Raw genomic sequence first — 16,544 nt, forward strand, 5'->3', positions numbered from 1 at the left:
CGCACTTTTGCCGCACGAGCCCATTTCCGGCCGATGTAGGTAGTTTGCATACGCATTTTCGACAATTCGGCAGGACGGTTTGAGTGGTTGAAGACGCCGCTTGCCATAAAAAGACGGCCCCGCCGGTAGCGGAGCCGTCTCGCTTCATATGATCAGTTCTACTGGATCAAGTTGGCGTCGGCCAGCATCCGCCGGATCATCGCGGCCGTCTCCGCCCGCGTTACGATGCCCATCGGCCGGAGCGCGCCGGACGAGCCGTTTACGATATGGTGGCGGATCGCCGCCGCCATCCCGGTACGAGCCCACTCGTTCACCTGAGCGCCGTCGACGAAGGCGGCGACGACAGCTTCGGCCTCCGCGTCGGAGACGGACGTGTCCGTCCCGGCCAGCTTCAGCGCCCGCACGGCCATCGCGGCCGCTTCCTGGCGGGTGATCGTCGCCTTCGGGCGGAACGTCCCGTCCGCGTAGCCGACGATCAGCCCGTACGACTCTGCGGCCGTCACCGCGCCGCCGTACCAATCGGCCGAGCCGACGTCCCGGAAGAGCTCGGACGTCTCCCCCGCCGGCATACCGAGCGCCCGCGTCAGGATCGCGGCGAATTCCGCGCGGGTGACGGCATCGTCGGGCCGGTAGCGGGCATCGTCGCCGCCGCTCAGAACGAAGCGCGACGCCAAATCGGCGATGTCCCGCTCCGCCCAATGCCCGGACGTATCCGCGAACGTCCGGTCGCGGCGAACCAAGACATAGTCGCTATTGGTCAAGCTGCGAATGATCGCCCACGTCCGCCCGTCCCGGGTTGCGAACGAGGTCGGCACCGGGCGCGCCGTGCCGTCCTCCTCCCAGACGACGGCCGTCGTGACGGCGCTCGGCTCCATACCGGAGGGCAGCGGAATTTCCCGGCTGACGTAAGACCCGAGGCGGTCGACCGCAAACGTCCGATCTTGATAGGTCGCCGTCACCACGAAGCTCACCGGCGGGGCCGCAAGCGCGAACGCCCCCGCGCTTGCCGCTTCCTCAACCTGCTGGAGGATGGCGGCGGCGCTTTGGCCGATCTCGATCTGCAGCGCGATCTCGGATAGCGGCACCGCATCGCCGAACGTCCGGGCGATCCGATCGATCCCGAGCGCCTGCGCCGGCAAAATGTAATTGCCGTTCGGCGTGCGCACCTCCAGCTGTCCCTCCCGGACGGCCAGCGCCTGAAGCGCCGCCCCTGACAGGCCGGTCATCACACGTTCCGCGGCCTGCTTCACCGGGATGACGACGAGCGGACGGTCCCCTGCTTGGGCGAGCTGCTCCGTCAGCTTGTCGCTGTCGATCGCGATCTGCAGGCGTACCTTCCCTTCGGCCCCCGTCGCGGTGACGGTTGCGAGCGGCTGCGGCTTGCCGCCGATTTCGATGGCGAAGCCGTTATCGCCTTTCGGCGGCTCCGTCGTCGAACCGCCCGTCGCCGGCGGCGTGCCCGGTCCCGGCGACGGATCCGTCGGGTCGGTCGGGTCGGTCGGGTCAGTCGGGTCCGTCGGATCGGTGGGGTCCGTAGGATCCGTCGGGTTCGTCGGGCCGCTTTCCCTCGTCACCTCGATGACATAGTCCGTCATCGGTGACGAGAAATCCGCGCCCGCGACCGTCACATGAATGACGTTCAGACCTACGCGCAGAGGCACCTCCTCGGAGGGTGCGCCGATCGCGAGCGCATACGGTCCGTCTGCCAGCCGGCCGGCTTCGTCATATACCGCGGCCGACACGGACAAGCCGCCGTCCCCGTAAGGCGTCAGCCGCAGCGCGGACGTCCCGTTCGCCACGCGGGCCGCATAGCCGGTCGTCTCCGGCGCGAAGTCCGGCGTCAATGACCCCTCGCTCAGCGTCAAGCCGCTCAGTCGGGCCGTCTCCGGCTCGGTCGGATCTTGGACTCGCCATTGCGCGTACAGCTCCACGTTTGCGGCCGGCATCGGGAACGTCGCGCCCGCCGCATACGAGGTCCCCTGCCCATCCGGCTGCGTGTTCCAGCCGGCGAATGCGTAGCCCGGCTTCGATAGCACGCCGCCGTTGCCCCGCACCGCGACAATCGCGCCCGCTTCGTACGCGTTGCTGTCTACCGGAACGCTGCCGCTCACGCTACCGCCTCCGAAATAGGTCACGCCGTATGTCGGGTTCGCCGTCCACTGCGCGTACAGGACGACGTCCGCCGTCCCGATCGTCAGCGTCTCTCCCGGCCGGTACGATTGTCCGCTGCCGTCCGCGGCCGTATTCCATCCGGAGAAGGTCGCCCCGGCCTTCGCGAGCTGCCCCGTATTGCCGAGCACATCGGCTTCCTCGCCCTCCCAATAGGCGAGCCCGTCGACCGGTACGGTGCCGCCCGTGTTCCCGTTTCCTCTATAGATGACGCTAAAGGTCGGGATATCCTCGGTCGTGACCGACTTCATCGCATAAGCGCTCTTGGCGCCGGCCAGGTCCCGAACGATCACGTTGAAATAATACGTGGTCCCGAAGACAAGCCCGGACACGACGAGTGAATCGATGTCCTTCGTCTCGGGTCCGACGGGGATGCCCTTCGACTCGATCCCGCTCACCGAGTCGAGATTCGCCTTGGTCGACCGATAGACGCGATAGCTCAGCTCGCCCTGCGGCGACAGGTTGTCCGACGCTTTGACCCAAGAGAGCTTCACGCTGTCCGTCGTCACGTCGGTCGCGGCGATCGCGCCGCTCCCCACGTCCGGTCCGGTTACGTCCAGGACGGCTCTGCTCAGCTCCGGCGTCTTGCGGGTCGTCTGCGTGCCGTCCCCGATTTGTCCGTAGCCGTTGAATCCCCAACCGTATACGGTGCCGTCGCTTTTCATCGCGGCGCTGTGAAAGGCGCCCGCCGCGATGAGCGAGACGTCCGACAGCCCGGGAATTTGGACGGGAGCATAGGTGCCCACCGTGGTGTAGCCTAGGCCCAGCTGGTATTGCGTATTGAGCCCCCACGTCCAAGCCGTGCCGTCTTCCTTCAACGCCAGACTGTGCCAGCCGCCGGCGGCGATCGCCTTCACGGGACCGAGGCCGGCCGCTTGTACGGGAACCAGTCTGTTTTTTGCGCTGCCGTCCCCCAACTCGCCGTACGTGTTCAGCCCCCAGCCCCACACCGTCCCGTTTTCTTTCAACGCCAAGCTGTGGTAGTTGCCCGCGGAGATCGCGACCACGTTGCTGATCCCGGTGACCTGAACAGGTGTCGGTTGGCTTTCCGCCGTCGTTCCGTTGCCCACTTCTCCGTCTTGGTTGAAGCCCCATGCCCAAACCGTACCGTCACGCTTGAGCGCCAGACTGTGGTAGCCGCCGGCGGACACCGCGACAACGTCGCTCAAGCCCTCGATCTTGACCGGTACATGCCGTTCTTCAAGCGTGCCGTCGCCGACTTCGCCGCTGCCGTTTTTGCCCCATGCCCACACGCTGCCGTCCGACGTCACGGCGAGCGTATGGTAGCCGATTCCGCCGGACAGCGCCACGACAACGCCCTGGATGCCTTCCACCTGTACCGGAAGCAGCCGATCGGTCGTCGTCCCGTCTCCCAATTGGCCGTTGACGTTCGACCCCCACGCCCAGACCGTACCGTCGTTTTTCAGCGCGAACGTGTGGCGCACGCCGGCCGCGATCAACTTGACATCCGTCATCTCCTTCGCCTTGATCGGACTAAGACGGTTCACCGTCGTGCCGTCGGCGAGGCCGCCGAATTCGTTGCCGCCCCAGCCCCAGGCCTGTCCAGCGGTATCTACGCCCACCGTATGATAATAGCCGGATACGAGCTGCGGCTGGACCGGCGCCCCGGCGTCCGCGGCGGCAGCTCGCCCCGGTCCGATCGGAACCCATCCCCATGCCAGCAAAAAACACAGCAGCGCACAAGCCGCTCGTTTCATTCCATTCCCCTCCGTTACCTTGATCTTCGGACATTGTACCGAAGGAGAGCGGCCCGGGGGATTAGCGAAAGTTAACTGTTGCGTCATTTTGTCACGCAATCCAAGTAAAAACGGCTCCGCGTCTTCAAGAAAGATGGCGGCACGTTTTTATCGGAGACGGATCAGTAAAGGGTAGGTGAACTTATACTTTCTGATCCGTTAAAAAAAAGAACCCGGCAGCAAGCGATCGTCGCTTGCCGCGCAGGTTCTCTCTTCTTAGCTATTCGCAGATTGCATCAATGCCGCGCTCGCCCGGTCAAGGTCCGCGATCAGCTCCTGCGGATCCTCCAGTCCGACGTACAACCGGACCAGCGAACCCGGAACCGATTCGTACCCCGGGCCGAGGCGTCCGACGGTGACGAGGCTTTCGTGCCCGCCCCAACTGACGCCGATACGGAAATATTCGAGCGAGCTCGCCCACGCCTTCATGCGTTCGGCGGGCAGATCGGTCTCGAAGGAGAACAGGCTGCTCGCTCCGATCATCTGCCGCTTGGCCAGCTCGTGCTGCGGGTGGGCGGCGAGCCACGGATGGTTGACGGTGCGCACGAACGGCAGCGTCGCCAGATGGTTCGCGACCGTCAGGCCGCTCCGCTCCGCGCGCTCGAGACGCAGCGGAAGCGTCCGCAGGCCGCGCATCGCCAGCGAGGCCGTGTGGGCGGTCATGATCCCGCCGAACAGCAGGTACTCCCGCGCGTTGACGCGATTGATCCGCTCTTCGGATCCGATCAGCACGCCGCCGACGATGTCGCTATGTCCGCCGATGTATTTGCTGATCGAATGGACGACGAGGTCGACGCCCATCGCGAGCGGATTTTGCAGAATCGGCGTCGCCCACGTGTTGTCGATAATCGTCACCGCGCCGATGCGCTTCGCCAGCTCCGCGCAGGCGCGCAGATCCTGCAGCCGGAAAGTCAGCGTCGTCGGGCTTTCCAGGTAGATCAGCTTCGTATTCGGCCGGATCGCCGCCTCCAGCGCAGCCATCGAGGTGCCGTCCGCGAAGGTCGTCTCCACGCCGAACTTCGGCAGAAAATACGTGAGCAGCTCTCTTGTCGGACCGTACGCTTGGTCTACGCAGACGATATGATCGCCTCCGCGGACGTTCGCGAGAATCGCGGTCGAGATGGCCGCCATGCCGGAAGCGAAGCAGCGGGCCTTCTCCCCGCCCTGCAGCTCCGCGAGCCTCGTTTCGAGCTGGCGGACGGTCGGGTTGTGTCCCCGCGAGTACATCGGTATATCGTCGGTCCCGGTCGATGCCCGGTCGAACGACTCGTAATCGGAGAAGGTAAACAGGCTGTTTTGATAAATCGGCATGACGACGGCGCCGTGATGCCCGCCGTCATGCGGGTCGTGCGCGACCGTCGTATAAGGATCGCGCCCGCCCGCCTTCGCGGCCGCGCCGCCGTTGCCTTTTTCTAGCTCCTCCACTGAATGTCCTTCCCTTCCATAAGATGATGAGATCTGGTTGCAGGATAGCGGAGATGCCGCCTCAGCCTTTGACGGCGCCCTGGGTCAGTCCCTCTACGATGAACCGCTGGCAGATCGCGAACAGCACGACCGTCGGGACGACGGACAGTACCGTGGCCGCGGACATGGAACCCCAGTCGATATCGAACTTGGTGATGAACGAGTTCATCGCGACGGGCAGCGTCTTGGAGCTTTCCCGGTCGATGAACATGATGGCCATGAACAGCTCGTTCCAGTTTTGCACGAAGGCGAAAATGAACGTGGCGGAGATGCCCGGCATCATGATCGGCACGATGACCCGGTATAGCGCGCCGAGTCTCGAGCAGCCGTCGATCATCGCCGCTTCCTCGAGGCTGGCCGGAATGCGTTGGAAGAAGCCGCGCAGCATGATCGTACAGAACGGCACCAGGCCGACGGTGTACATGAGGATCAGGGACGCCTGCTTGTTCAGCAGCCCCATCTTCGACATCATCATGTACAGCGTGCTGAAGCCGATGAACAGCGGAATCATCTGCGTAACGAAAAACGCCATCATGAGCTGCCCGCTCCCCCGGAAGGCGAACCGCGCCAGGACGTAGCCGCTCAGAATCGTGACGACCAACACGATCGCGGCGGCGACGAGCGAGATGAACAGACTGTTGCCCAGATAGACGTGAAACTTCGAAATTTTGAAGATCTGCACGTAGTTATCGAGCGTGAAATGCTTCGGCCAATACTGCAGCGGCAGCGTGAAAATCTCGTTGCGGGGCTTCAGCGAAGTGATGATCATCCAGTACAGCGGGAACACCATGAACACCAAATAAATCCCGAGCACGACAATCTTGCCGGCGAGGCCGAGCTTCGCGTACCTTTTCTTCATTAGAAGTCACCAGCCTTCCCCGCGCGGGTCGCGAACAGATAGAAGGTCGTGAACAGCACCAGAATCCCGATGCAGATGATGCCGATCGCGCTCGCCTGGCCATAGTCGCCGGAGAACACGATCTTGTCGAGCATGTACGTCGTCAGGATGTGCGTCGATCCGGCCGGTCCGCCGTTCGTCATCCCGTAGATCAGATCCGGGAAGTTGAAGATCCAGATCACCCGCAGCGCGGTCGTGGAAATGATCGTCGGCATGATGTACGGAATCGTGACGTGGCGCAGCTGGCCAAAGCTGCTCGCGCCGTCGATCTCCGCCGCCTCGTACAGCTCCGACGGCACGGACTGCAGCGCCGCGAGCAGCATGATGGCGAAGAAGGCGACGCCGTACCAAACGTTGGCGACGATGACGGAGAACATGGCCCATTTCGGATCCGACAGAAACCCGATCCGCTCCGAGATGAGGCCGAGCTTGAGCAGCAAGTCGTTGATGACGCCGATCTGCCCGTTGAACAGCCAGCGCCAGATGATGCCGATGAGGAAGCCGGACAGCGCCCACGAGTAGAAGACGAAGCCCTGATACACGCCGCGTCCGCGGAAGCTCTTGCGCATGATCAGCGCCACGGCGAAGCCGATGGTGAACTGGAGCACGAGCGAGATCGACACCCAGAGCGCCGTGTTTTTCAGGATCGTGCCGAACTGCGCCGAGCTCGTCACGGTCTTGAAATTGTCCAGACCGATATATCGGACGTCCGTCAGGTTAAACAGCGAATAATTGCGAAATGCGACGTCGATGCCCTTTACGATCGGATAGTACGTAAATCCGAAGACGAGCAGGATCGTCGGGAGCAAGCATAAGAAGATAAACGTCTGCGTGCGGTTCAGCCGAAATAGCTTCAACTTCATCGACTCCTCCCGGAACGGCAGACGGCGCGTAGAGGGAACCTACCCGCCGCCTTGCCTTGCGTTCCTTATTTGCCCTGTTGCTTCTCGTTGGTCCAGTAGGCGTCCCACTTCTTCAGTGCGTCGTCGATCGACAGTCGGCCGAGCAGGACGGCTTGCGCGTCTTGCTGGACGATCTTCCGCCATTCGCCGAAGCCCTTATAGTCCGTCTCCGGCTTGTAAGGAACGAAGTGCTCCGGATCGTTCGACATGTCGATGTACGGCTTGTACGCGCCTTCCTTGAAGTAGCTGTCGACGGATGCGCTGTTGTGAATCGGGATGACGCCGGCCGTCTTCGTGAAGATCGCGTTCTGCTCCGGGCTGGAGAGGAACTCGATCAGCTTCCAGGCTTCCTCCGGATGCTTGGAGTACGAGGTCATGCCCCAACCGGCCGCGCCCACCTTGTAGTGCGAGATGCCCGTCGGACCGACCGGCATCGGAGCGGTCGCCCACGTGCCTTCTCCAAGCTTCTGCTTGACCGGATCGATCGTATCGGGATCCTGAATCAGCATCCCCGTCGCGCCGGAGACGAAGCCTTGAACCTGCTCGGCGAACGCCCAGTTGATCGAATCCTTCGGAGAGCCGTCCTTGTACAGGTTCGTATACAGCGTCAGGCCTTGCTTGGCTTCCGGCGTGCTGAAGATCGTAGCGCCGCTCTTCAGGAACATCGCGTCGTCCGTGTTCACGTTCGCGCCGTTGAAGTCCCGGAGCAAGTCGACGATATAGCCGTCGGCGCCGGAGCCGCCGCGGAAGGAGTAGCCGAACCGGTTGTTCGCGGAGTCGGTCAGCGTCTTCGCCGCGTTCAGGAGGTCGTCCCACGTCCTCGGCGGGGTCAGGCCCTTTTCGTCAAACCAGTCTTTGCGGTAGAAGAGCATTTTTTGATAAAGGCCGTAAGGAATGTAGTAGGGTTTGTTCTCGATGTAGTTGGCCATCGCGATCGAGTTCGCGTTCAGGTCTTTGTAGCCGCTCCAAGCGTCGGTGTACGTCGTCAGGTCGGCGATCCATTTGTTCGTGACGAACTGCTTGACCGTAACGTCGCGAACTTCCAGGACGTCGAGGCTCTCCTTGCTGTTCAGCATGGTGGAGATTTTGTTGTCAGCGCTCTCGAGCGGCGGCGAAATCAATTCGACCTTGATGTTCGGGTTCGCTTCTTCGAAGCTCGCGATCATCTTTTTGATCACTTCGGTACGGGCGGGACTCGTGAGACTCTCGATCATCTTCAGCTTCACGGTGCCTTTGCCGTCTCCGCCGCTATCGCCGCTGCCGGAGCAACCGCTTACGACGCCTGCTGCAAGCGCTGCCACCGCAGACAGGGCCAACCATCTGTTCGTCCCCTTCATACTACCAACCTCCACCTTTTGTGTTTAGCGCCATCCTGTCGACCCGTATACCTGTCTGATAGGTCAAGTGATCTTCCGGCCATGCCCGAAGCGCCCTGCATATCTCTGTTGTATACGGTTCGCGACCCTGCTATATACCTGTCTGATAGGTCTACAGGGTTTGCGTTAGTCAAATCATAATATGAGGCTGTTGGATCGTCAATACGTTTTGTCATCTTTCTTCGGGCTGCGGCAAAAATGAAAACGCTGTACTGGCATTCATATGAAAAATTGCGTTAACTTTTCTAACATCAATGTCCGTATTTTCGAATCGAAGCTTCCATATTGTCCATCAACATGTATAATTCCTGACGTGCCTTCACCGGATCCCGGTCGACGATTGCTTTGAATAAGGTTTGGTGGAAAGGATAGCTCTCCTCAAAAATTTCTTGCTTGCCGAAGGGGGCGTTCCAAAAAACGGAGAACAGCTCCCACACCGACTCAACGATGCTTTGCAAAATCGGATTGCCCGTGGCTTTGTAGATCGCTTGATGGAACTTCATATCCGCGATCGAGCTCTCGTGCCCGCGCGTCCTGCTGATCTCGACCAGATAGTAGCGCATCTCCTCTTGCTGCTCCGGCGTGGACCGCAGCGCCGCGAGCTCTACCGCCACCGTCTCCAGCGCCTTGCGCACATCCATCAGCTGCAGCAGCGCCTCGCGTTCGTCGTCGATCCGGATTTTGGCCGACATGTGATACTGCGCCGTTTCCTTCACATAGATCCCTTTGCCGTTGACGACTTCGATGACGTCGCTCGCCTCGAGATACCGCAGCGCTTCGCGCAGCGACGAGCGCCCGACGCCCAGGTTGCGCATGATCGTTTCGGCGGGCGGAAGCTTGTCTCCTTTCTTGAGGTCGTTGCTGCGAATGTACTCCTTCAGCTCCTCGGATACCATCTCGTGCATTCTGACCTTATTGATTTTTTTCATTTGCGACTTCCCTTCTTTGTCCGCAATCCAATCTCATTATAGCAATTCTCCCCTCGAAAGGAACCCTGACGATGCAGGGAGCGCGATCGGGCGGGCTGTTGTCGGCGAGAAAATAGCTTTCGAGGCGGTCGCGGAGCTTGCAGTTTCGTCATGTTTGACGAAGCTCGAGGGTGCTCCGGCCCATTTGTTCCCTAATTGAACCATGTCGCGTCTGCCCGCCGAATAAGGAACATTTTGTTACCTATTTGCACCATGCCGCGTCGGATCTGCCAAGTAAGGAACATTTTGTTCCCTATTTGCACCATATCGCTCCAGACCCGCCAAATAAGGAACACTTTGTTACCTATTTGCACCATGCCACGCCAGACCTGCCAAATAAGGAACATTTCGTTCCCTATTTGCACTATATGCAGCCAGAACTGCCAAATAAGGAACATTTTTCTCCCTATCTGCACTATGCCGCGCCCGGCGAGTCCATGACGTCCCTCGACGCCGAAAAAACGAAATAGGGAGCGTTTCGCTCCCTATTTCTACCGCGTAATCAGGGGTTGATCTTGATGGTGAACGTGGAGGTCGTGTTTTGGATCGGCGTAGCGACGTTGTTGAACTTCAGGTTGTTGAATGTGACCGTGCCGACGGCTGGCCCTTGATTTGACTCTGGCATCTCGTTCGCCCAGATGCCGAAGCCTGATTTGGCGTCGTAGGCATCCCCGCTCTTCTTCACGCCGGAAATCGTGATGTTCGTAAAAATCGTGTCGGCCACGGGATACTGCGCCTGGCCTCCGACATAGTTCGTCTGGAACATGATGCCGTGATACGTCGGATCGATGATGTCCACGTCGCTGACGCGGATGCCCTGGAAGACCTTCGAAGCGGAGAACACCCAGATCGCCGGGAACGTCTGTCCGTTCCAGAAGTGGCCGCCCGCGCGAACGATAGAGATATTCTGCAGGTTCGTCGTCGGGGACGCTCCGAAGCCGTTCATCGGATAGCCGAAGTCCAGCGAACTGATGGTGATGCCCGAATAGCAGAGCGTGTCGGCGATGTAGATGTTGCGGAACGTGTTGGCGTACCCGCCGTATACCGCGATCCCCGCCGCCCGCCAGGTAAGGATGGACGTCAGATTCTCATACACGTTGTCCTTCATGTCCGCGCCGCCCGCGTCGATGGCGGAGAACAGCGCGAAGCTGTCGTCGCCGGTCGCTCGCGCCTCGTTGTTCGAAACGAGATTGTTGGTGCTGCCGTTCGTCATGTTGATCCCGTCGGCGAACGTGTTGCGGATCCGGGAATTTTTGATCGTCATGAAGTCGGTATTGGCGCCCCAGTACATGCAAACCTGATGCTCGGTCCAGATGTTGTCGATCGTGATGTTGGCCACGTTGGCGAAATCGAACACCTTGCCCGGCCCGTCGATTCGCGACGTGTAGTTGCCGAAGTACGCGAAATTGGCGAAGGTGGAGCCGTTCGCGGACGAGCTGGCGGTAAACCCGATATCCGTATTCGTCTGGTTCGAAGGCGCGACGAATCGCGTATACCACGGCCCCGCTCCGATCACTTTGATCGCTTTGCCGTACACTTGGAACTTGTTCGACGTCTCGTAGGTGCCCGGAGGCAGATAGACGCCCACGAGATTGCCCGTCGTGTCCATGCGGACTTGATCGAGCGCGTTCTGCACCGCCTGATGCGTGAATCCGTTCGGCGTGACGTACTTCGACGGATCCGGATTGGCGATCGGCGCCACCTGCTCCAGGCTGATGAAGTCGATCGCATAGGTCGTCGTGTTGGCCGGGTCCTTTTGCAGCTTGATCGTACTGCCCTTCGGAATGGTCGCATCGAACATCATATTGGCTTCGTCGTAAATATGGCGAGGCGCGCCCGCGCTCGGGCTGTTGCTCGGATTCGACTCGGACCCGTAGAGCCAGGCGTACTTGGAGGTCAGATTGATCGCTTTGGCGAACGTCCCGTTCACATATACGTTCAATGTCGAGTCGATCCCCCCGCCGCCCGGCGCGTCGGGAATCGAGAACCGGACGACCAGCGTGTTCGTGCTCTCCGTGGTCGTGAACTGCACGTAGCTGCCGCTGGTGTTCAGCGTAACCGCTTTGCGGCCGGACGCTTCGCCGGCCAGATCGCCGATGTCGCGGTTCGGGCCGACGATCGCGGCGCCGCCGCCGATCGTGCCGTCCTCGGCCTCGTAAATGTCGAATGGCATGTTTGCCCCCCGACCGACGAACAGCGGCTGCGTGGAGACGTTGTTCGCCTGCTTTACGGGCAGTTCGTTGGCATCGACGGCCACTTCCGTCTTCAGATTGTACCGGCCGTTGGCCGCAGTCCAGCTGCCCATGCTGATCGGGGCTGCCGAAGCGCCGGGAGCGATGGTACCGCTGACGCTGCCCGTCAGCGTCTTCACGATGGCGCCCGTCGACGCGTCGGTCAGCGTCAGCGTGACGCCGTGCGCGCCGGAAGCGGAGGCTGCGGTGCCCTGGTTTTTGATCACGACGGTAAAATTGACCGTATTGCCCGCCGCGGGATTGCCGGGCGACCAGCTCACCGAGGAGGCGACGAGGTCCGAGCTGGAGACAGGCGCGACGACTAGATTCGTCGGACTCGTGTAGCTGTTGTTCGTCTTATCCAGCTCGATGACGGCGTTGGCTTCGTCCACCTTGACGCTCGGCGTATAGGTGCCGGCGTCTTTGGCGCCGATGTTCAGCGAGACGTTCGCGGACGCGCCCGCCGCGAGAGCGCCGACCGGGGCCGAGCCTGCCAGGGTCGCGCCCAGGTAGAAGTTCGCGGTCGTCGCGCCGGATGGCAGCGAACCGATGTTTTTGACCGCGGCCGTCAGCGTGACGCTATCCGTCTCGACGGGCGCGGACGGCGTCCAGGTCAGTCCTGTCACCGTGAGGTCCGGGTTCGGCGCCGGGGTGCCGATCACCTGGAATTCGGCGACCTGCCCCGCGCTCGCGCCGCTGTTGGCGGTGAACTTCAGCTGAACGGCGCTGGCCGTCGCGCTGACGGGGATCGTCACCGTATTGCCGGTAGCCGGGTTAAACGTGTAGGTCGCGGAGTTGACCAGATTGGCGAAGCTCGTGCTGTTCTGATCGTGCGAGAGCACCTGCAGCGTCTGCGTCCGAGTCGACCATGCCGGGTCCGGATTGAGCTTGAGCACGATCGACGAGAGATTCGCGTTTGCGCCCAGATCGACGCTCAGCGTATTCGGATAGCTGTTCGCGGCGCCTTCCCAGTAGGTCGACACGTTCCCGTCATTCGCGTTTGTCGCCACATACGTGAAGACGTAGGAAGATGCCGTAATCGGCTTGCCTTGGGCCAGATTCACCGCACCCGGGGTTGGCGTCGGGGTTGGCGTCGGTGTTGGTGTCGGCGTTGGTGTCGGTGTCGGTGTTGGCGTTGGTGTCGGTGTCGGTGTCGGTGTCGGTGTCGGTGTTGGCGTTGGTGTCGGCGTTGGTGTTGGCGTTGGCGTTGGTGTTGGTGTTGGGGTTGGGGTCGATCCCGTCGCTGCTACCGTAATGTTGTCGAGGTTGATATTGCCCGAGTCTGTCACGTCGTATTTGTACGCGATCGTATTGCTGCCCGCGTTTAAACCGACGACTTCGGTACTCGTCCCCCACGTATCCCAGTTCGCCAAATTGGCGAGCGAGATCTGCTTCAGCTTCGTCCCGTTCGCGTAAAGGCTCACCGTCTTGGCCCCTCCGCTCGCATTGCCGTAGCGCAGGGTGACGTTGTAGTTGCCAGCCGACGCCGCGTTCACGGTAAACGTCGTCGCGGCTCCCTGCGTCCAATAGCCGTCCACGAAACCCGTGCCCGTATAGCCGGCATGGTCCGTGTTCACCTTGGCGCCGCCGGACAGGGCCGCGGCTTCCGCTTCGTACGTGCCCGGAGGAGGCGGCGGCATCGAACCGTACACCTCAAATTCGGACAGCTGGCCGGCCGGCCAGCCCGTGTTGGCGGTGAAGATCAACTTGATGTAACGCGCACTGGCGTCCGCGAAGCTGATCGTCACCGCATTGCCGGTCGACGGATCGAACGCATACGTGGCCGAAGCAGCCAGATTCGTATAGGCAGTGTCATTCGTGCTCCCTTGGACGGTCAGCGTCTGCGAGCGGGCTCCCCAGTTCGCGGGAAGCTTCAGCACGACTTGGTTAACGGTGGCTGCCGCCCCCAGGTCGACGCGAATCCACTGCGGAAAAGCGTTGTTCGCGCTCTCCCAGTAGGTGGAGGTATTGCCGTCGACGGCATTGCTTGCGACGTATACGTCCGCGTAGGAACTGGCCGTGACGGGTTTGCCGCTGGCGAGATTGGTCCCGGCAGCGCTTGCGGGACGAGCCGCCGGCGGGTAGACGAAGGAAGTAAAGACAAGTGCGAGGACCAAGAAAGTGGCTAAAATCGATTGATGCCGAAAACCTTGACCTCTGGTGCGCATAATCAGCCTCCTCATGGGTTGGTGTTGCGTTCGATTCGATCGGCGATAAGCCATGCTGCTCATTCGCTTTGCCTTCCGACAAAGTATGCGCTTACATTTTGTCGAATCTGAGATGCGTTCTTATCACCCCCTTTGGCTCGGTATCGGATTTTGCTGCACTTGCGGCATCCTTTCACCTGGGACGCATGAGGTATTATACGGCAGGCTGATCTCGCTCTCGATGCACATTTCTACGAGGAGTATGTGTTTTCTTATGGACTGTGGGGACAAGCTGCGCCGCCGGGCCAAATAGCCGTTCGAGCTTCGGACGGCTGTCGGGAGCGAAGCGTTCCTCGCGGGAATGGCATTATCGAGCGGAAGTGGTCGCCTAATCTGGATCTGTGAGGGTGACGCCTCAACTGGCTGTAGCGCCACCACAAAGCCGTCGCTTGCATGTAGCTGCAAAAATACAACTATTTTCATCGACGCCCACCCGAAACCATCAAATAATTGCAAATGTACCGCTATTTCTCCCGTAACGCCCCATTCGAGGTTCAACTGCCTAAATTACTTGCGCATTTGCATCTAAATGGCTTCCCAGCCCCTAAATCGAGCGAAATAGATGTACAAATGCAACTATCCGCGGTAAAGGGGTGCACGCGGGCGGCCGCAAGATGGATTGAGCATATTTGGGTTAGGCGGATAGATCGTGCTAGTTGAGATGGGTCAAGCAGTATGGCAGTATAGATCGCGCTTGGCGGGATGGGTCGAGCATAAATGGTTGGGTCGGGCAGTTTAACTGGATAGATCGCGCTTGGCAGGATGGATCGACGAAAAAAAGGCGACTCCCCGCCCGATCGGCAGGAAGTCGCCCCTCCTAACGCTTATCCCAATACGACCCGGTCGTCCGCCATCTTGTGGCCGCTGATCCGCTCGAACTCGCCGAGCAGCTGCGCGACGGTCAGGTCGCGTTTGCGCTCCTCGGGAATGTCGAGGATGATCCGCCCTTTGTCCATCATGATGAGCCGGTTGCCGAGACGGATGGCCTGCTCCATGTTGTGCGTAACCATGAGCGTGGTCAGCTTCATGTCGCGGACGATCTGCTCGGTGAGCCGCGTGATCAGCTCGGCGCGGGCCGGATCGAGCGCCGCGGTATGCTCGTCGAGCAGCAGAATGTCCGGCTTGGTGAACGTCGCCATCAGCAAGCTGAGCGCCTGCCGCTCGCCGCCCGACAGCAGCCCGACCTTGGCCTTCAGGCGTCCCTCCAAGCCGAGACCGAGACGCTGCAGCTCCTCGCGGAACAGCTTGCGCCGCACGGCGGATACGCCCCAGCCGAGCCCTCTCGGCTTGCCTCGCCGATGCGCCATCGCCAGATTTTCCTCGATCGTCATCGACGGCGCCGTCCCGGCCATCGGGTCCTGGAAGACGCGCCCGATCCAGCGGCTCCGCTTGTGCTCGGGCAGTGGGGAGATGACGTTGTCGTTGATGCGCACGTCGCCGAGGTCCGGCTTCATGACGCCCGAGATGACGTTCATCAGCGTCGACTTGCCCGCGCCGTTGCTCCCGATGACGGTGACGAAGTCGCCGGGCAGCAGCTTGAGCCGGATGTCGATGAGGGCGATCTTCTCGTCCGGCGTCCCCGGATTGAACAGCTTGGAGACGTTGTTCAGCTCCAGCATCAGATCCCCCCCTTTCCGCGCACCGCGGCCGCAAGCTCCGCCGTTCGCCGTTTGGCGAGGCTCTTCTGCTTGTAATGCCGGTTGATCGTCGGGATGACCAGGGCCACGATGACGATCAGCGCGGTGATTAGCTTCAGGTCGGTCGACTTCAGATGCAGGAATTCCGCCCGGTAAGCCAGCGCGAGCACGATCCGGTAGACGATCGAGCCCACGATGACGGCGAGCGTCGCCCAAAAGACGCTGCGCGTCCCGATGATCGCCTCTCCGATGATGACCGAGGCGAGGCCGATGACGATCATCCCGACGCCCATCGTGACGTCCGCAAAGCCGCTGTCCTGCGCGACGAACGCGCCGGAGATGGCGACGAGACCATTCGAGAGGCTGATCCCGAGAATGATCGACGTGTCGGTGTTGCCGCCCAGGCTGCGGATCATGCGCTTGTTGTCGCCCGTCGCCCGCAGCGCCAGCCCTCTATCCGTGTGGAGAAAGGCGTCGAGCAGCAGTTTGATGACGAGAACGACGGCCGCCAGAACGAGAATGTACTGCCACGCCTTGGATGCGATCGACGAAAACAGCGTATCGACGTTGATGAGCGAAATATTCGGCTTGCCCAAGATGCGGATGTTGATCGAATAGAGCGCGATCATCATCAGAATCCCCGACAGCAGCCCGTTGATTTTGCCTTTCGTATGAAGCAGACCGGTGATCGCCCCCGCAGCGAGTCCGCAGACGAAAGCCGCGAGCGTCGCGATCCATGCCGCATAGCCTTGCGAGATCATGACGGCCGCGATCGCTCCGCCCGTGGCGAAGCTCCCGTCGACGGTCAGATCCGGAAAATCCAGGATGCGGAACGTAATATAGACGCCCAACGCAAGCAGGGCGTACATAAGGCCGAGTTCGACGGCGCCGGTCATCGATTGAAGCATGACTACACAACCTCCCGTAGAAGAGAA

Annotated in this window: 9 protein-coding genes; all 9 read right to left on the reverse strand. The window is 61.0% G+C overall.

All coding sequences use genetic code 11. The annotated features are described in order from the left end of the window. Positions 1–158: 158 nt before the first annotated feature. On the reverse strand, positions 159–3,887 hold the full coding sequence (locus LKX83_RS26725) for an RCC1 domain-containing protein (RefSeq protein ID WP_227885895.1): 3,729 nt from the start codon (positions 3,885–3,887) through the stop codon (positions 159–161). A 255-nt stretch (positions 3,888–4,142) separates the two neighbouring features. Further along, the gene (locus LKX83_RS26730; RefSeq protein ID WP_227885896.1) at positions 4,143–5,351 is read right to left on the reverse strand and encodes a trans-sulfuration enzyme family protein; all 1,209 of its coding nucleotides are present in this window, start codon (positions 5,349–5,351) and stop codon (positions 4,143–4,145) included. Between the two features lie 61 nt (positions 5,352–5,412). Further along, positions 5,413–6,249 (reverse strand): carbohydrate ABC transporter permease, encoded by an 837-nt coding sequence (locus LKX83_RS26735; protein WP_227885897.1) that lies wholly within the window; start codon positions 6,247–6,249, stop codon positions 5,413–5,415. Then, on the reverse strand, positions 6,249–7,151 hold the full coding sequence (locus LKX83_RS26740) for a carbohydrate ABC transporter permease (protein ID WP_227885898.1): 903 nt from the start codon (positions 7,149–7,151) through the stop codon (positions 6,249–6,251). Before LKX83_RS26740 ends, LKX83_RS26735 begins: the two co-directional genes overlap by 1 nt. 65 nt (positions 7,152–7,216) lie before the next feature. Continuing rightward, positions 7,217–8,527, reverse strand: a complete 1,311-nt coding sequence (locus LKX83_RS26745; protein WP_227885899.1) for an ABC transporter substrate-binding protein — start codon at positions 8,525–8,527, stop codon at positions 7,217–7,219. A gap of 290 nt (positions 8,528–8,817) precedes the next feature. Further along, on the reverse strand, positions 8,818–9,495 hold the full coding sequence (locus LKX83_RS26750) for a FadR/GntR family transcriptional regulator (RefSeq protein ID WP_227885900.1): 678 nt from the start codon (positions 9,493–9,495) through the stop codon (positions 8,818–8,820). A 541-nt stretch (positions 9,496–10,036) separates the two neighbouring features. Beyond that, on the reverse strand, positions 10,037–13,933 hold the full coding sequence (locus tag LKX83_RS26755; protein WP_227885901.1) for a galactose-binding domain-containing protein: 3,897 nt from the start codon (positions 13,931–13,933) through the stop codon (positions 10,037–10,039). A gap of 863 nt (positions 13,934–14,796) precedes the next feature. Next, entirely contained in the window at positions 14,797–15,591 is a 795-nt protein-coding gene (locus LKX83_RS26760; protein WP_227885902.1) for an ABC transporter ATP-binding protein, read from the reverse strand. Then, positions 15,591–16,517 carry an ABC transporter permease gene (locus tag LKX83_RS26765; RefSeq protein ID WP_227885903.1) on the reverse strand — a complete coding sequence of 309 codons (927 nt, stop codon included), beginning with the start codon at positions 16,515–16,517 and terminating at the stop codon, positions 15,591–15,593. The genes LKX83_RS26760 and LKX83_RS26765 overlap by 1 nt, the downstream gene beginning before the upstream one ends. Between the last annotated feature and the right edge of the window lie 27 nt (positions 16,518–16,544).

This window comes from Cohnella baijiui (assembly GCF_020731285.1).
Taxonomy (GTDB): Bacteria; Bacillota; Bacilli; order Paenibacillales; family Paenibacillaceae; genus Cohnella.